Source organism: Pseudomonas sp. zfem003 (assembly GCF_032621675.1).
In the GTDB taxonomy this organism is placed as follows: Bacteria; Pseudomonadota; Gammaproteobacteria; order Pseudomonadales; family Pseudomonadaceae; genus Metapseudomonas; species Metapseudomonas otitidis.
The window spans coordinates 267,727-281,715 of the sequence record NZ_JAVYJG010000006.1; the positions used below are offsets into that span (position 1 = coordinate 267,727).

Below are 13,989 nucleotides of genomic sequence, written 5' to 3' on the forward strand. Positions count from 1 at the left end.
CGGCCTCCCCGGCACGGAATCCGGGTTGCGACGGCGGGTCGATATCGCTATAAGTCCTGCCCACCGAACCCCGCAGAACGACCATGAGCCAAGCTGACCTCCTCGACCAAGATCCCGTGTTCCAACTCAAGGGCAGCATGCTCGCCATCACCGTGATGGAGCTGGCGCACAACGACCTCGAACGGCTGGATCGCCAGCTCGCGGACAAGGTCGCCCAGGCCCCCAACTTCTTCCAGAACACGCCCCTGGTCATGGCCCTGGACAAGCTGCCCGAGGGCGAAGGCGAGCTGGACCTGCCGGCGCTGATGGAAATCTGCCGTCGCCACGGCCTGCGCACCCTGGCCATCCGTGCCAGCCGCGAGCAGGACGTCGCGGCCGCCAATGCCCTGGACCTGCCGGTGCTGCCGCCCTCCGGCGCCCGCGAGCGCCCCATCGACCCGGTTGAGCCCGGCGCCGTGAAGAAGGAAGAGAAAGCCCCCGAGAAGCCGCCGGAGCCGGTGGTCCGCCCCACCAAGCTGGTGACCACGCCGGTGCGCGGCGGCCAGCAGGTCTACGCCCCCGGTGGCGACCTGGTGGTGCTCGCCCCGGTGAGCCCGGGTGCGGAACTTCTGGCCGATGGCAACATCCATGTGTACGGCCCGATGCGAGGCCGCGCCCTGGCCGGCATCAAGGGCAATACCCAGGCGCGGATCTTTTGCCAGCAACTGGCCGCCGAACTGGTTTCGGTGGCCGGCCAGTACAAGGTCGCGGAGGACCTGCGCCGCGATCCGTCATGGGGCCATTCCGTGCAGGTCAGCCTGTCGGGGGATGTGTTGAACATCACCCGCCTTTAACGGATACTGCCGCGATTTTAAGGGACCTGAACGGGCGCCAGGACGGCCGATCCGGGGCCTGCAGGCTACCCGCCATTTCTATCTTCTTTGGGGTGAATCACCTTGGCCAAGATCCTCGTTGTCACGTCCGGCAAGGGTGGCGTCGGCAAAACCACCACCAGCGCCGCCATCGGCACCGGCCTCGCACTGCGCGGCCACAAAACCGTCATCGTCGACTTCGACGTCGGCCTGCGTAACCTGGACCTGATCATGGGTTGCGAGCGCCGCGTGGTGTACGACTTCGTCAACGTCATCAACGGCGAAGCCTCCCTCACCCAGGCCCTGATCAAGGACAAGCGCCTCGACAACCTCTACGTCCTGGCCGCCAGCCAGACCCGTGACAAGGACGCCCTGACCATCGAAGGCGTCGGCAAGGTCATCGAAGAGCTGGCACAGAGCTTCGAATACGTGGTCTGCGACTCCCCCGCCGGCATCGAGAAGGGCGCCCACCTGGCCATGTACTACGCCGACGAGGCCATCGTGGTGACCAACCCCGAAGTCTCCTCGGTGCGCGACTCTGATCGCATGCTCGGCCTGCTGGCCAGCAAGTCCCGCCGCGCCGAGAAGGGCGAGGAGCCGATCAAGGAGCGCCTGCTGCTCACCCGTTACGACCCTGAACGCGTCACCAAGGGCGAAATGCTGGGCGTGGAGGACGTCGAGGAAATCCTCGCCATCCGCCTGCTGGGCGTCATCCCGGAATCCCAGGCGGTGCTCAAGGCATCCAACCAGGGCATTCCGGTCATCCTCGACGATCAGAGCGACGCCGGTCAGGCGTACAGCGATGCCGTCGACCGCCTGCTCGGAAAGGAACTGCCTCACCGCTTCCTCGATGTGCAGAAGAAAGGATTCCTGCAACGCCTTTTTGGAGGCCGTGAATGAACATTCTTGACTTCTTTCGCGAGCGGAAGAAGCAGAGCAGCGCTTCGATCGCTAAAGAACGACTTCAGATCATCGTGGCCCACGAGCGTGGCCAACGCAGTCAGCCGGACTACCTGCCGGCCCTGCAGAAGGAGCTCGTGGAGGTGATCCGCAAATACGTCAACATCGACCAGGACCAGGTCCAGGTCATGCTGGAGGACCAGGGCAACTGCTCCATCCTCGAGCTGAACATCACCCTCCCCGATCGTTGATCGGCGGGTGAACAAGGACGGCGGCCTCGGCCGCCGTCGTCATTTCCGGTACCCCAGATGCCCCTCTCGCAGATCCAGATACTCCACCAGGACCCGGCCTTCCTGGTCATCAACAAACCGACGCTGCTGCTGTCCGTCCCCGGTCGTGCCGAGGACAACAAGGACTGCCTGATCACCCGCCTGCAGCAGAACGGCTACCCGGAGGCGCTGATCGTGCACCGGCTGGACTGGGAGACCTCGGGCATCATCCTGCTGGCCCGTGACCCGGACAGCCACCGCGAGCTGTCCCGCCAGTTCCATGACCGCGAGACCGAGAAAGCCTACACCGCCCTGTGCTGGGGCCAGCCGGAGCAGGACAGCGGGCGCATCGAACTACCCCTGCGCTACGACCCGCCGACCAAGCCACGCCACGTGGTGGACCACGAGCAGGGCCGTCACGCCCTGACCTTCTGGCGCGTACTGGAACGCTGCGACAACCACTGCCGGGTCGAACTGACCCCGGTGACCGGCCGCTCCCACCAGTTGCGCGTGCACATGCTCGCCATCGGCCATCCGTTGCTGGGGGACCGCCTGTACGCCCACGACGAAGCCCTAGCCGCCCACGAACGCCTGTGCCTGCACGCCAGCATGCTCGCCTTCACCCACCCGGTGAGCGGCGAGCGCCTGCGCTTCGAGTGCCCCGCACCGTTCTGAACAATGGCCGACCGCCTCTACTACGACCGCACCCAGGGGGCACCGCCCTGGCCCGAACTGCTCAAGGCCCTGGAACTCCTCGGCCACACCGATGGCCTGGCCATCGACCTGGGCTGCGGCGCCGGGCGCGACAGCCTGGAGCTGCTGCGCCGGGGCTGGCAGGTGCTGGCGGTGGACAAGGCCGCCGAAGCCCTGGAACGCCTCCAGGCCCAGCTCGACCCCGCCTGGGCGCCTCGCCTGCAAACCCGTTGCGACCCCTTCGAACACACCGAGCTGCCCGCCGCCCACCTGGTGAACAGCGCCTTCGCCCTGCCCTTCTGCGCCCCGGCGCACTTCCCCGGCCTGTGGCAACGCATCGAGCGGGCACTGGCCGGCGGCGGGCTGTTCTGCGGCAACCTGCTGGGCGAGCGCGACGACTGGGCCAGCCCCGAGGTCTGCACCTTCACCCGCACGCAGCTGGACGCCCTGCTGGCCGGCTGGGAGGTGCTGCACCTGGAGGAAATCGACCGCGACGGCACCACTGCCCGAGGCCGCACCAAACACTGGCACCTGTACGGCCTGATCGCACGGCGCCCGTGACTATCGCCCCGCTGGCCAAAATTCATCGCCCTTCGCCTGCTAAACCCCGAGCCTGATGGGATAAACTCCGGCCCACTGCCGCCTGGAGTGTTTTATGCGCGAAGAGTTGAACCAGGGCCTGATCGATTTCCTCAAGGCCTCGCCTACCCCTTTCCATGCCACCCGCAGCCTGGCCAAGCGCCTGGAAGCAGCCGGCTACGTGCATCTGGATGAGCGCGAAGCCTGGCGTGCCGAAGCCGGTGGTCGCTACTACGTGACCCGCAACGACTCCTCGCTGATCGCCGTACGCCTCGGCAAGCGTGCGCCCCTCGAAGGCGGCCTGCGCCTGGTCGGCGCCCATACCGACAGCCCGTGCCTGCGCATCAAGCCCAACCCCGAGCTGCACCGCCAGGGCTTCTGGCAACTGGGCGTGGAAGTCTACGGCGGCGCCCTGCTGGCGCCCTGGTTCGACCGCGACCTGTCCATCGCCGGCCGCGTCACCTACCGCTCCGCCGGGCGCGTGGAAAGCCAGCTGGTGGACTTCCAGGCCCCCATCGCCGTCATCCCCAACCTGGCCATCCACCTCAACCGCGAGGCCAACCAGGGCTGGGCGATCAACCCGCAGACCGAGCTGCCGCCGATCCTGGCCCAGCTAGCCACCGGCGAGACCCGCGAATTCCGCGACCTGCTAGCCGAACAGCTGACCCTGGAACACGGCGTCACCGCCGATGCCGTGCTCGACTACGAGCTGAGCTTCTACGACACCCAGGACGCCGCCGTGATCGGCCTGGGCGGTGACTTCATCGCCGGCGCCCGCCTGGACAACCTGCTCTCCTGCTACGCCGGCCTGCAGGCACTGCTGGCCGCCGAGGGCGACGAAAGCTGCGTGCTGGTCTGCACCGACCACGAGGAAGTAGGCTCCTGCTCCGCCTGCGGCGCCGACGGCCCCTTCCTGGAGCAGGTGCTGCGCCGCCTGCTGCCCGAAGGCGACACCTTCGCCCGGGTGATCCAGCGCTCGCTGCTGGTCTCCGCCGACAACGCCCACGGCGTGCACCCCAACTACGCCGACAAGCACGACGGCAACCACGGGCCCAAGCTCAACGCCGGCCCGGTGATCAAGATCAACAGCAACCAGCGCTACGCCACCAACAGCGAGACCGCCGGGTTCTTCCGCCACCTGTGCCTGGAGAACGAAGTGCCGGTGCAGAGCTTCGTCACCCGCAGCGACATGGGTTGCGGCTCCACCATCGGCCCGATCACCGCCAGCCAGCTGGGCGTGCGCACCGTGGACATCGGCCTGCCCACCTTCGCCATGCACTCCATCCGCGAACTGGCCGGCAGCCATGACCTGGCGCACCTGGTGAAGGTGCTGTCCGCGTTCTACTCCAGCCACGATCTGCCCTGAAGGGAGTCACCATGCTGAGCCACATCCGCAACAGCCTGGAGGAAGCCAGGCGCGCCCTGGACGCGTTCATCGACAATGAGGCGACCCTGCGCAACATCGAACGGGCCGCCGACCTGCTGGTCGCCAGCTTCGAGAACAAGGGCAAGGCGTTCTCCTGCGGCAACGGTGGCTCGATGTGCGACGCCATGCACTTCGCCGAGGAGCTGACCGGGCGCTACCGCAAGAACCGCCCGGGGATCGCCGCCATCTCCATCAGCGATGCCAGCCACATCAGCTGCGTCGCCAATGACTTCGGCTACGACCACATCTTCTCCCGCTACATCGAGTCCCACGGCCGCGAAGGCGACGTGCTGCTGGCCTTCAGCACCAGCGGCCGCAGCCCGAACGTGATCAAGGCCGCCGAAACCGCCAAGGCACTGGGCGTGAAGGTCATCGCCCTGACCGGCAAGCCCGGCTCGCAACTGGAAGCCCTGGCGGACGTGTGCGTCTGCGCGCCGGGCGGCGACTTCGCCGACCGCGTGCAGGAGCTGCACATCAAGGTGGTGCACATCCTCATCGAGCTGGTCGAACGCAAGCTGGCTCCGCAGAACTACGCCTGACCCTCTCGCGCCGCTGTGGCATGGCCGCAGCGGCGCATCCTTCCCTATTCCAGCTGATCGAGGCTCGCCAGCAGGGCCGGCAGCACCTCGCCCGCCGGGCCGTGCAGGCACAGGTCGGCGTGGGCGCTGAGGGGTGTCGGCTGCGGGTTGATCTCCACCAGGTAGGCACCCTGGTGCCGAGCCAGGTAGGGCAGCTCCGCCGCCGGGTAGACCAGGCTGGAGGTGCCGATGCTGAGGAACAGGTCGGCCGCCTCGCTGGCCTGCACCGCCTTGGCCAACACAGGCGCCGGCAGGTTCTCGCCGAACCACACCACCGAGGGGCGCAACAGCCCGCCGCACGCGCAACGCGGCACCGGCCCCGCCGACTCCGGCCATTCGCCGCCCTTGGCTCCGCAGCGGAAGCAGTGCAGCTGGTGGATGTTGCCGTGCAATTCCAGCAACCCCGTGCTGCCGGCCCTCGCATGCAGGCCATCGACGTTCTGGGTGATCAGCTCGGTTCCCGGCAGGCGCTGCTGCAGAGCGGCGATGGCCCGGTGCGCGGGATTGGGCTGCGCCTCCAGGCAGCGCTGCCGGCGCCAGGTGTACCAGTCCCAGACCAGTTGTGGGTCCACCCGAAATCCGTCGGGGCTGGCCAGTTGCTCGGGGTTGTAGCGTGCCCAGAGGCCGGTCTGAGCCTCACGGAAGGTGGGAATCCCGCTCTCCGCAGACACCCCGGCCCCGGTGAAGATCACCAGGCGCTGGCTGCGGGCAAGGCGTTGGGTCAGTTCGGCGGGGATCGGCGGCATTCCGGGCACCTCGGTCAAAAGCGCCATTGTGCCCACTTCGGTCAGGCCGAAAAACGGCGTCAGTGACGCGGCGAGAACCCCGGCGACTTGGTGGCCAGCCAATCGACGAAGGTGCGCAGGTCCGCATGGGCCATCAGCGCCTCGCGGGTGTTGTAGGTGAGCGCCAGCTCCTTCTCGGTGAACAGCCGGTGGATCTGGTTGTGGCAGGGCCGGCAGACCCAGAGGGTCGCGGTGATGCGCTCGCTGCGGTCGAAGCGCTTGCGCACGTAGGGTTTGTCGTGGAGCGCCTTGGGAATGAGGTGGTGGCGGGTCAGCAGCGTGGCGCGCCCGCAGAGCTCACAGGCCTCGGGCTGGGGTGGCAGGCGGATGACGTCGGCCATGGCTCAGCGCTTGCGGCACAGGGTCAGGCCATCACCCAGGGGCAGCAGGCTGAGCTCCACCCGCGGATCCGTCTTCAAGGCACGGTTGAGCGCCTGGATGCCATGGGTGTCGTCACTGTCGGGCTCGGCCTGCAGCACACGGCCGCTCCACAGCACGTTGTCGAACAGCACCAGCCCGCCGCGACGCACCAGGCGCAAGGCATGCTCCAGGTAGCGCGGGTAGTTGGCCTTGTCGGCATCGATGAAGACGAGGTCGAACGCCTCGCCTCCCTCCCGCTCAAGCGCCTCCAGGCAGGCCAGGGCTTCGCCTGTGCGCAGCTGGATGCGCGCCTCGACACCAGCTTCGTGCCAGTAGCGCCGGGCAATGGCGTGGTAATCCCCCGCCCGGTCCAGGCAGACCACCCGACCGTCCTCGGGCAGCGCCTCAGCCATCACCAGGGAGCTGTAGCCGGTGTAGGTGCCGACCTCGAGAACTCGCCGCGCCCCCATGAGGCGCACCAGCAATGCCATGAACTGCCCCTGCTCCGGGGCGATCTGCCAGTTGGCCGTCGGCAGGGCAGCCGTTTCGGCACGCAGGCGCTCCAGCAGGGGCGACTCGCGCAGGCTGACATCGAGGAGGTAACGGTGGAGGGCGTCGTCGAGGGCCAGGGTTCGGTTGGTCATGGCGGGACCGCAGGTAAGCCGTCAGGGAGTGCGGGCCAGCCTCGGCTCCGCCAGCACGCGCTTGGCATTCAGGTAGCTCTTCTGCCAGTAGCGGTTGGACAGGCTGTCCAGGCGTACCGTTCCGCCGCTCGACGGCGCATGGACGAAGCGCCCCTCGCCGACGTAGATGCCGGCATGGCTGACCTGGCCGCCGCCATTGGTGGCGAAGAACACCAGGTCACCGCTCTGCAATGCATCCTGCCCCACGTCGGGCGCCCGCATGGCGATCATCTCGCGGGTCGAGCGCGGCAGCTGGATGCCAGCGGCGTCGCGGTACACGTAGCCGATCAGGCCGCTGCAATCGAACCCACTGTCGGGGGTGTTGCCGCCGTAGCGGTAGGGCGTGCCCACCAGGCCCAGCGCACGGAACAGCACGTCCTCGGCCTCGGGCGAACTCTGGGCATTGCTGAAGACGGGCGGGGTGTAGACGGGCTCGGGAGTCGGGGCGTGGCCGGAACAGGCAGCGAGGGTGGCAGCCAGGGCGATGAGGGAAAAACGGAGGAAGGCGCGCATGGCAAGTCAGTCCCGACTTGAGGTTTGCACGCTAATGTGCTGATCCAGTTCGAATAATGCAAGCAAAAAGCCATCTTTCAGCGCGGCCCCAGCGACGACCGGCAACGGATACCACAAACGAAACGGCCCGGACAATGTCCGGGCCGTCAGGTGAAGCCGATCGATCAGCGGTGCAGCGGGTGGGTCGGCTGCGGGGAAGCCTGGGCGAGTACGCGCTTGGCTTCCATGTAGCTGGCGCTCCAGTAGCGGTCATCCAGGCTGTCTACCCGCACACCGCCGCTGCGGTGGCTGGAGGAGTGGATGAACTGGTCGTCGCCGATGTAGATGCCGGCATGGCTGACGCGACCACGGCCACGGTTGTTGAAGAAGACGATGTCACCGGGCTTCAGCTCATTGCGGGAAACCAGCGGGGCGTCGAGGTTGATCATTTCGCGCGTGGAGCGCGGCAGCTGGATGCCCGCCTCTTCCTTGAACAGGAAGCCGACGAAACCGCTGCAATCGAAACCGGTCTTCTCGGAACGGCCACCGAAGCGGTAGGGAGTGCCGATCAGTTCGAAGCCACGTTCCAGGAGGCCATCAGCCAGCGACGGCAGCTCGTAGGGCTTGTCGTCGGTGAAATCAGCCAGTTCCTGGTCGGTCGGTTCTTCGACCTGGGGTTCCTGGATGGCGACCGATTGCGGCTTGGGCGAAACACCGGCGCAGGCGGTCAACAAAATAGCGAATGCGAGGGGCACGAGGGGTGCGAAGCGCTTGAGCATGGGCACGACCGTGTCGAATTTTTAAATGAAGGCGCGACTATGCCCTCTATCGATCTGATTTGCAAATTTAATCGATCGAAATGTGACTCAGGAGTTCTTCCAGAACATCTAAGGCGCGACCCTTGAGATGAACATCGACGACGGGGGAGAGATCGGTGACGGCGGGGTTGATCTCCGCCGTGAAGCCGCCCTGCTGGCGAGTGCGCAGGACGGGCTCGGAAATGTACGGGAAGCCAGCCGTGGTGCCCACTGCAAGCACCGCATCGAAGCCCTGGCGCAGTTGCGCGTAGAGGGTGTCGATGGCGTGTTCCGGCAACATTTCGCCGAACAGCACGACAGGGGGGCGGAGGATACCACCGCACCCGTCGCAACGGGGAGGCAATTCCCGTTCCAGGTACTGCGACACGTGGTCGCTCTCCCGGCCGCAGGACTGGCAGAACAGCGGCGCCATCTCCCCGTGGATCTCGATCAGCCGCTCCGCCGGCGAGCCCGCCTGGCGGTGATAGCCATCGATGTTCTGGGTCAGCACCCAGCACTGGGGCTTGAGTGCCTGCAAGCGGGCGATGGCCCGGTGCCCTCCATTGGGGCGGGCGGCCAGGCAGGCGCGCCCCAGCAGGGCGAGGTACTTCCAGCACAACGCCGGGTCGCGCTGCAGCATCGGCCCGGAGATGGCCTCCTCGATCGGGATGCCCTCCTCCGTCACGCCGTTGTAGAGCCCGCCCAGCCCGCGATAGGTCGGCAGGCCGGAGTCCGCCGAAAGGCCAGCCCCCGTGATCACCAGGATGCGCTCGGCCCGCGACAAGGCCTCGGCGACGCGGCGGATTCGGCTGCTCGGGTCCATCGGCTGCACTCCCTCTGGCCTTGCGGCCTCGATCAATGGTTGACGGTATGCGCCAGCATCACCGAAAGCTGGCACAGCGGTCGGCCGCTTTCCTCGTGCCAGCGGTTGAAGGCTGCCTGCACCAGGGCCAGGTCTTTCTGGCTGGTAGGCGACTTATCGATCACGCCCTGGGCCTTCAGCGCCGCCACCATGTCATCGGTGGGGATGAAGGTGTCCTTGCCGGCCATCCGCAGGAAGCGCGGCGCCGACAGCCCGCCCAGCTGGTTGCCGTGCTTGGCCAGGTACTTCCACAGGCCGACCACATCGGTCACCGGCCAGTCGGCGATCAGCGCCCCGAAGCTGCCCTTCTCCCGCACCACGTCCAGCACGAACTGGGCGTTGCGCGGCACGCTCTTGAGCTTGCCCAGGTGACGGATCAGCCGGGTGTCCTGCATCAGCCGCTCCAGGTGTTCGGCACTCATCAGCACCACCTTCTGCGGGTCGAAGCCGAAGAACACCTCCTCGAAGGCCGGCCACTTGGCATCCACCAAGCTGTGCTTGAGCCCGGCACGGAACACCCGCAGCGCCAGCAGCGACAGGTAGCGGTCATCAGGGATCGAGCGCAGCTCCCCGTCGGAGCGGGGCTGCGGCAGGCGCGCCTCCAGCGCCTCGGCGGAGCCGAAGCGGTTCAGGCAGTACTCGTGCAGCCAGCGATAGTCACGCATGCAGGCGCTCCGTTCAGAGATTCACCAGGTCGAGGGTACGGGGCGTGGCGGTCTCGTCGATGCGCAGGTTGACGAAGTCGAACAGGTTGCGGTCAGCCAGCTGCGACGGCACCACGTTCTGCAGGGCGCGGAACATGATCTCGGTACGCCCCGGCGACTTGCGCTCCCACTCGTTGAGCATCTCCTTCACCACCTGGCGCTGCAGGTTCTCCTGGGAGCCGCACAGGTTGCACGGGATGATCGGGAACTCCTTCAGGCGCGAGTAGGCCTCGATGTCCGCCTCGTTGCAGTACGCCAGCGGGCGGATCACCACGTTGCGCCCGTCGTCGGCCAGCAGCTTCGGCGGCATCGCCTTCAGGGTGCCGCCGTAGAACATGTTGAGGAAGAAGGTCTCCAGGATGTCGTCACGGTGGTGCCCCAGCGCCATCTTGGTCGCCCCGATCTCGTCGGCGTACGTATAAAGAGTGCCCCGGCGCAGGCGCGAGCACAGCGAGCAGGTGGTCTTGCCCTCCGGGATCTTCTCCTTCACCACCGAGTAGGTGTCCTTCTCGATGATGTGGTACGGCACGCCGATGGATTCCAGGTACTGCGGCAGCACGTGCTCGGGGAAGCCCGGCTGTTTCTGGTCCATGTTCACGGCGACGATCTCGAACTTGATCGGCGCGACCTTCTGCAGGTACAGCAGCACGTCCAGCATGGTGTAGCTGTCCTTGCCGCCGGACAGGCAGACCATCACCTTGTCGCCGTCCTCGATCATGTTGAAGTCGGCGATGGCCTCGCCGGCCTGGCGACGGATGCGTTTCTGCAGCTTGTTCTGGTTGACCGAAAGGGTGCCCATGGTGCTCTGGAGTCCGGGTGCGATGCGAAAAGCTGGCCATTTTACGCACAAAGCACGCGCCGCCCCAGCCCCTCCAGAGCCCGGGCGACCACCTGCGGCCCGCGTCGCATTCCCCGTACAGCACAACCTGCTAGGCTCGCCCGATGAATCACGACCTCGACCCCACCCAGGACCTCGCCGACCAGGTGCTCGACCTGCTGCGCGCCGCCCCCGACGGCCTCGGCGAGTTCGAGCTGATCAAGCGCCTCAAGGCCGGCCACAGCACCCACATCCCCCAGCTCGGCCTGAACGACCACCTGGTGCTGTTCCGCACCCACTTCCTGCTGTTCAACGCCCTCTATCGCCTGCGCGACCGCCTGCTGGCCGAACGCAGCGGCTGGCTGGCCATCGGCGCCCTGCACATCCAGCTGCTGCCCTACCAGGCCGGCGAGGCCGGCGAGGCCGCCCTGGAGGAACCCGACCCGCTGCGCGCCTACTACCTGGACATGAACCAGCTGCGCGACACCACCGAGCGCGACGTCGACCGCCTGCTGGCCAGCTTCTGGACGCGCATGCAGGGCGGCGAAGAGAAGCGTGCCGCCCTGGAGCTGTTCGAGCTGGACACCGAGGCCCCGCTGGACCTCGCCGTGATCCGCCGCCGCTACCGCCAGCTGGTCAGCCTGCACCACCCCGACCGGGGCGGCAGCACCAGCCGCCTGCAGTCGATCAACAAGGCGATGGAAATATTGCAACGCTATTACCACTGAGGGTTAAGCGCGATTTGCTCTAAAGCCCCGAACTGCGTGGCCTCCAGCCTGCCCTATACTGCGACACAAGGTCGCAGGCCCAGCCCACCGGCAGGCCCGCACCCCGCGCCCCGAACAGGGGGCGGTCTCATAAAAAGAGAGGAGGTGTTCAGCATGATCCATCACGTCTGGGGGCTCTTCACCCATCCCGATCAGGAATGGCAGGACATTCGTGGCGAAGAAGAAAGCATCAGCCACATGTACCTCACCCACATCCTGATCCTCGCTGCCATACCCGCGATCTCCGCCTACATCGGCACCACCCAGGTCGGCTGGGTGATCGGCAAGGGCGACCCCGTGCTACTCACACCATCCAGCGCCCTGCAGATGACGGTGCTGTCCTACCTGGCCATGCTCGCCGGCGTCGCCGTCATGGGCGCCTTCATCCACTGGATGGCGCGCACCTACGACGCCTCGCCGAGCCTGACCGAGTGCATCGTGTTCGCCGCCTACACCGCCACCCCGCTGTTCATCGGTGGCCTGGCCGCGCTCTACCCGCACTTGTGGCTGGGCATGGTCATCGGCACCGCCGCCATCTGCTACACGGTGTACCTGCTCTACGTGGGCATACCGACCTTCATGAACATCCCGCAGGACGAAGGCTTCCTCTTCTCCAGCTCCGTGCTGGCGGTGGGCCTGGTGGTGCTGGTGGCCATGATCGCCACCTCCGTCATCCTCTGGGGCATGGGCGTCGGCCCCGTCTACATCCGCTGACCGTCTTGCCGTGAACCGGGCCACCCCACGGGGTGGCCCTTTGCTGTGCGCCATACCATTCGCCGGAAACGTTGAAACCTCCCCCGCCGCCGTCCTCCAACCCTTCGAGACCGGGCCCGTGCCCGACCACCGGAATAGAAGGAGACGGACATGGCCCCGCACCTGCTCACCCTCTTCACCCGCCCCGAACAAGCCTGGCAGGACATCCGCGCCCAGGAGACCCGCAACCCGCTGCACTACCTCGGGCACCTGCTGCTGCTCGCCCTCATCCCTGCCATCAGCCTCTACATCGGCACCACCGTGGTCGGCTGGAGCCTGGCCGAGGACGAAGTGGTGCGCCTCGACACCGCCAGCGCCCTGGAGCTGTGCGCCGGCCTGTACCTGGCCGCCGTGCTCGGCACCCTGCTGATGGGCGCCTTTGTGCGCTGGATGGCGCGAGCCTTCGAAACCCGCCCCGGCTTCAACGAATGCGTCGGCTTCGTCGCCTACACCGCCACCCCGCTGTTCATCGCCGGGCTCGCCGCGCTCTACCCCACCCGCTGGCTGGCCGTGCTGGTCCTGGGCCTGGCCGGCGCCTACGCCAGCGTCCTGCTCTACCTGGGCACCCCGGTGTTCATGCGCCTGAACCGTGAGCAGGCCTTCCTCTACGCCTCCTCGATCTGGGGCGTCGGGCTGCTGGTGCTGGTGAACGTGCTGGTAACGGTGATCCTCCACTGGCTCCTCTACCTGACCCCGGAATACCGCTGACCCGGTCGCACCACTCGGCAGGAGAACGCAGCGGGCGTCCACCGCTTTGGGCATAATCGCCGCACTCTGGAGTGCCCCTTATGCCCGAGCAGTTACACGCCCGCGTCGAAGCCTGCTACCAGCAGGCAGAAGCCTTCTTCCAACGCCCGTTCACCCGCCCCGAGGTCAGCTTCAAGCTGCGCGGCCAGAAGGCCGGCGTCGCCCACCTGACCGAAAACCGCCTGCGCTTCAACCTGCAGCTGTACCGGGAGAACCGCGAGGACTTCCTGCGCCAGACCGTCGCCCACGAAGTCGCCCACCTGGTCGCCCATCAACTGTTCGGCCCGCGCATCCAGCCCCACGGCGAGGAATGGCAGCTGATCATGCGCGGCGTCTACGAACTGCCGCCCAACCGCTGCCACAGCTACGAAGTGCAGCGCCGCACGGTGAACCGCTTCATCTACCTGTGTGCCTGCCCCGACGGCGAATTCCCCTTCTCGCCCCAGCGCCACGCCCTGGTCGGCCGAGGGCGCCGCTACTTCTGCCGGCGCTGCCGGGCCACCCTGCGCTTCAGCGGGGAGCAGCGACAGGAATAGGCCGTTCCTGCCCTCAATACGGCAGCGCCCCGTCATCCGGCACCAGCCCCGACAACCCCTCTACCTGCGCCCGGGTGTTGGCCCGGTGCTGCAGCTTGTTGCGCGCGGCCTCGGGCAGGTCGGTGAAGCGCATCACCCCACGGTCCACCAGCACGTTCACCAGGTCCTCGATGACCCGCACCAGCTCCAGGTCCGAATGCTGCAGCGACAGCAGGTGCTCGTGCAGCGAGCGGCTCGCCAGCCAGCTGCGCACCTCCGGGTCAGCTTCCGGCACCCGGTGGGTCATCCCCGGGAAGGCCTCGTGCTCCACCCGCAGCACCCGGCCCCGCTCGTCCCGTTGTACGTAGACCATCGACTTCACCCTCTGTAGCCCAGGAAGGAACAGCCACC

General features: G+C 67.0%; 20 protein-coding genes. 11 read left to right on the top strand and 9 right to left on the bottom strand.

Going from position 1 to position 13,989, the window contains the following annotated elements; all coding sequences use genetic code 11:
* The first annotated feature begins 83 nt into the window (after positions 1-83).
* The 7 genes from minC (at position 84) to lpcA (ending at position 5,257) form a co-directional block, all read left to right on the top strand.
* Positions 84-833 carry a septum site-determining protein MinC gene (gene minC, locus RTK35_RS15300; RefSeq protein ID WP_044412535.1) on the top strand — a complete coding sequence of 250 codons (750 nt, stop codon included), beginning with the start codon at positions 84-86 and terminating at the stop codon, positions 831-833.
* A 102-nt stretch (positions 834-935) separates the two neighbouring features.
* Positions 936-1,751, top strand: a complete 816-nt coding sequence (minD, locus tag RTK35_RS15305) for a septum site-determining protein MinD (RefSeq protein WP_044412538.1) — start codon at positions 936-938, stop codon at positions 1,749-1,751.
* A complete protein-coding gene (gene minE / locus RTK35_RS15310; protein ID WP_044412541.1) occupies positions 1,748-2,002 on the top strand; it encodes a cell division topological specificity factor MinE in 255 nt (84 codons plus the stop codon). Before minD ends, minE begins: the two co-directional genes overlap by 4 nt.
* Positions 2,003-2,059: 57 nt before the next feature.
* On the top strand, positions 2,060-2,695 hold the full coding sequence (locus RTK35_RS15315) for an RluA family pseudouridine synthase (RefSeq protein WP_142015607.1): 636 nt from the start codon (positions 2,060-2,062) through the stop codon (positions 2,693-2,695).
* Positions 2,696-2,698: 3 nt separating this feature from the next.
* A complete protein-coding gene (locus tag RTK35_RS15320) occupies positions 2,699-3,274 on the top strand; it encodes a class I SAM-dependent methyltransferase (protein WP_316908367.1) in 576 nt (191 codons plus the stop codon).
* Positions 3,275-3,368: 94 nt separating this feature from the next.
* Positions 3,369-4,658 (top strand): M18 family aminopeptidase, encoded by a 1,290-nt coding sequence (locus RTK35_RS15325; protein ID WP_069559737.1) that lies wholly within the window; start codon positions 3,369-3,371, stop codon positions 4,656-4,658.
* An 11-nt stretch (positions 4,659-4,669) separates the two neighbouring features.
* Positions 4,670-5,257, top strand: a complete 588-nt coding sequence (gene lpcA, locus RTK35_RS15330; RefSeq protein WP_208273255.1) for a D-sedoheptulose 7-phosphate isomerase — start codon at positions 4,670-4,672, stop codon at positions 5,255-5,257.
* Between the two features lie 44 nt (positions 5,258-5,301).
* On the opposite strand, the gene RTK35_RS15335 is transcribed toward lpcA, so the two are convergent.
* The 8 genes from RTK35_RS15335 to ttcA all read right to left on the bottom strand — a co-directional run bounded on the left by RTK35_RS15335 (position 5,302) and on the right by ttcA (position 10,778).
* A complete protein-coding gene (locus RTK35_RS15335) occupies positions 5,302-6,042 on the bottom strand; it encodes an NAD-dependent deacylase (RefSeq protein WP_316908368.1) in 741 nt (246 codons plus the stop codon).
* A gap of 59 nt (positions 6,043-6,101) precedes the next feature.
* Positions 6,102-6,422 (bottom strand): hypothetical protein, encoded by a 321-nt coding sequence (locus tag RTK35_RS15340; RefSeq protein WP_316908369.1) that lies wholly within the window; start codon positions 6,420-6,422, stop codon positions 6,102-6,104.
* A 3-nt stretch (positions 6,423-6,425) separates the two neighbouring features.
* The gene (locus RTK35_RS15345) at positions 6,426-7,085 is read right to left on the bottom strand and encodes an O-methyltransferase (RefSeq protein WP_316908370.1); all 660 of its coding nucleotides are present in this window, start codon (positions 7,083-7,085) and stop codon (positions 6,426-6,428) included.
* Positions 7,086-7,106: 21 nt separating this feature from the next.
* Positions 7,107-7,637 (bottom strand): C40 family peptidase, encoded by a 531-nt coding sequence (locus RTK35_RS15350; RefSeq protein WP_301152355.1) that lies wholly within the window; start codon positions 7,635-7,637, stop codon positions 7,107-7,109.
* 164 nt (positions 7,638-7,801) lie between these two features.
* Positions 7,802-8,395 carry a C40 family peptidase gene (locus tag RTK35_RS15355; protein ID WP_044412563.1) on the bottom strand — a complete coding sequence of 198 codons (594 nt, stop codon included), beginning with the start codon at positions 8,393-8,395 and terminating at the stop codon, positions 7,802-7,804.
* 67 nt (positions 8,396-8,462) lie between these two features.
* Positions 8,463-9,236 carry an NAD-dependent deacylase gene (locus tag RTK35_RS15360; RefSeq protein WP_316908371.1) on the bottom strand — a complete coding sequence of 258 codons (774 nt, stop codon included), beginning with the start codon at positions 9,234-9,236 and terminating at the stop codon, positions 8,463-8,465.
* A 32-nt stretch (positions 9,237-9,268) separates the two neighbouring features.
* Positions 9,269-9,940: a DNA-3-methyladenine glycosylase I gene (locus tag RTK35_RS15365; protein ID WP_316908372.1), complete on the bottom strand. Its 672-nt coding sequence runs from the start codon at positions 9,938-9,940 to the stop codon at positions 9,269-9,271.
* Positions 9,941-9,953: 13 nt separating this feature from the next.
* Positions 9,954-10,778 (bottom strand): tRNA 2-thiocytidine(32) synthetase TtcA, encoded by an 825-nt coding sequence (gene ttcA, locus RTK35_RS15370; RefSeq protein ID WP_044412573.1) that lies wholly within the window; start codon positions 10,776-10,778, stop codon positions 9,954-9,956.
* A gap of 143 nt (positions 10,779-10,921) precedes the next feature.
* Between ttcA and RTK35_RS15375 the strand changes: the two genes are divergently transcribed.
* From RTK35_RS15375 to RTK35_RS15390, 4 genes are all read left to right on the top strand, one after another.
* On the top strand, positions 10,922-11,524 hold the full coding sequence (locus RTK35_RS15375) for a DNA-J related domain-containing protein (RefSeq protein WP_316908373.1): 603 nt from the start codon (positions 10,922-10,924) through the stop codon (positions 11,522-11,524).
* Positions 11,525-11,677: 153 nt separating this feature from the next.
* Complete coding sequence (locus tag RTK35_RS15380; protein WP_044412634.1) at positions 11,678-12,277, top strand: Yip1 family protein; 600 nt, start codon at positions 11,678-11,680, stop codon at positions 12,275-12,277.
* 150 nt (positions 12,278-12,427) lie between these two features.
* Positions 12,428-13,024, top strand: coding sequence for a Yip1 family protein (locus RTK35_RS15385; protein ID WP_142015576.1), 597 nt, complete (start codon positions 12,428-12,430; stop codon positions 13,022-13,024).
* An 80-nt stretch (positions 13,025-13,104) separates the two neighbouring features.
* Complete coding sequence (locus RTK35_RS15390; RefSeq protein ID WP_074973557.1) at positions 13,105-13,599, top strand: SprT family zinc-dependent metalloprotease; 495 nt, start codon at positions 13,105-13,107, stop codon at positions 13,597-13,599.
* A gap of 13 nt (positions 13,600-13,612) precedes the next feature.
* Here RTK35_RS15390 and RTK35_RS15395 read toward each other — a convergent pair whose 3' ends face one another.
* The gene (locus RTK35_RS15395; protein ID WP_044412584.1) at positions 13,613-13,951 is read right to left on the bottom strand and encodes a hypothetical protein; all 339 of its coding nucleotides are present in this window, start codon (positions 13,949-13,951) and stop codon (positions 13,613-13,615) included.
* Between the last annotated feature and the right edge of the window lie 38 nt (positions 13,952-13,989).

Coding starts and splice junctions, on each gene's coding strand:
- minC (WP_044412535.1), top strand. CDS start 84: ATGAGCCAAGCTGACCTCCTCGACCAAGATCCCGTGTTCCAACTCAAG.
- minE (WP_044412541.1), top strand. CDS start 1,748: ATGAACATTCTTGACTTCTTTCGCGAGCGGAAGAAGCAGAGCAGCGCT.
- RTK35_RS15315 (WP_142015607.1), top strand. CDS start 2,060: ATGCCCCTCTCGCAGATCCAGATACTCCACCAGGACCCGGCCTTCCTG.
- RTK35_RS15320 (WP_316908367.1), top strand. CDS start 2,699: ATGGCCGACCGCCTCTACTACGACCGCACCCAGGGGGCACCGCCCTGG.
- RTK35_RS15325 (WP_069559737.1), top strand. CDS start 3,369: ATGCGCGAAGAGTTGAACCAGGGCCTGATCGATTTCCTCAAGGCCTCG.
- lpcA (WP_208273255.1), top strand. CDS start 4,670: ATGCTGAGCCACATCCGCAACAGCCTGGAGGAAGCCAGGCGCGCCCTG.
- RTK35_RS15335 (WP_316908368.1), bottom strand. CDS start 6,042: ATGCCGCCGATCCCCGCCGAACTGACCCAACGCCTTGCCCGCAGCCAG.
- RTK35_RS15340 (WP_316908369.1), bottom strand. CDS start 6,422: ATGGCCGACGTCATCCGCCTGCCACCCCAGCCCGAGGCCTGTGAGCTC.
- RTK35_RS15345 (WP_316908370.1), bottom strand. CDS start 7,085: ATGACCAACCGAACCCTGGCCCTCGACGACGCCCTCCACCGTTACCTC.
- RTK35_RS15350 (WP_301152355.1), bottom strand. CDS start 7,637: ATGCGCGCCTTCCTCCGTTTTTCCCTCATCGCCCTGGCTGCCACCCTC.
- RTK35_RS15355 (WP_044412563.1), bottom strand. CDS start 8,395: ATGCTCAAGCGCTTCGCACCCCTCGTGCCCCTCGCATTCGCTATTTTG.
- RTK35_RS15360 (WP_316908371.1), bottom strand. CDS start 9,236: ATGGACCCGAGCAGCCGAATCCGCCGCGTCGCCGAGGCCTTGTCGCGG.
- RTK35_RS15365 (WP_316908372.1), bottom strand. CDS start 9,940: ATGCGTGACTATCGCTGGCTGCACGAGTACTGCCTGAACCGCTTCGGC.
- ttcA (WP_044412573.1), bottom strand. CDS start 10,778: ATGGGCACCCTTTCGGTCAACCAGAACAAGCTGCAGAAACGCATCCGT.
- RTK35_RS15375 (WP_316908373.1), top strand. CDS start 10,922: ATGAATCACGACCTCGACCCCACCCAGGACCTCGCCGACCAGGTGCTC.
- RTK35_RS15380 (WP_044412634.1), top strand. CDS start 11,678: ATGATCCATCACGTCTGGGGGCTCTTCACCCATCCCGATCAGGAATGG.
- RTK35_RS15385 (WP_142015576.1), top strand. CDS start 12,428: ATGGCCCCGCACCTGCTCACCCTCTTCACCCGCCCCGAACAAGCCTGG.
- RTK35_RS15390 (WP_074973557.1), top strand. CDS start 13,105: ATGCCCGAGCAGTTACACGCCCGCGTCGAAGCCTGCTACCAGCAGGCA.
- RTK35_RS15395 (WP_044412584.1), bottom strand. CDS start 13,951: ATGGTCTACGTACAACGGGACGAGCGGGGCCGGGTGCTGCGGGTGGAG.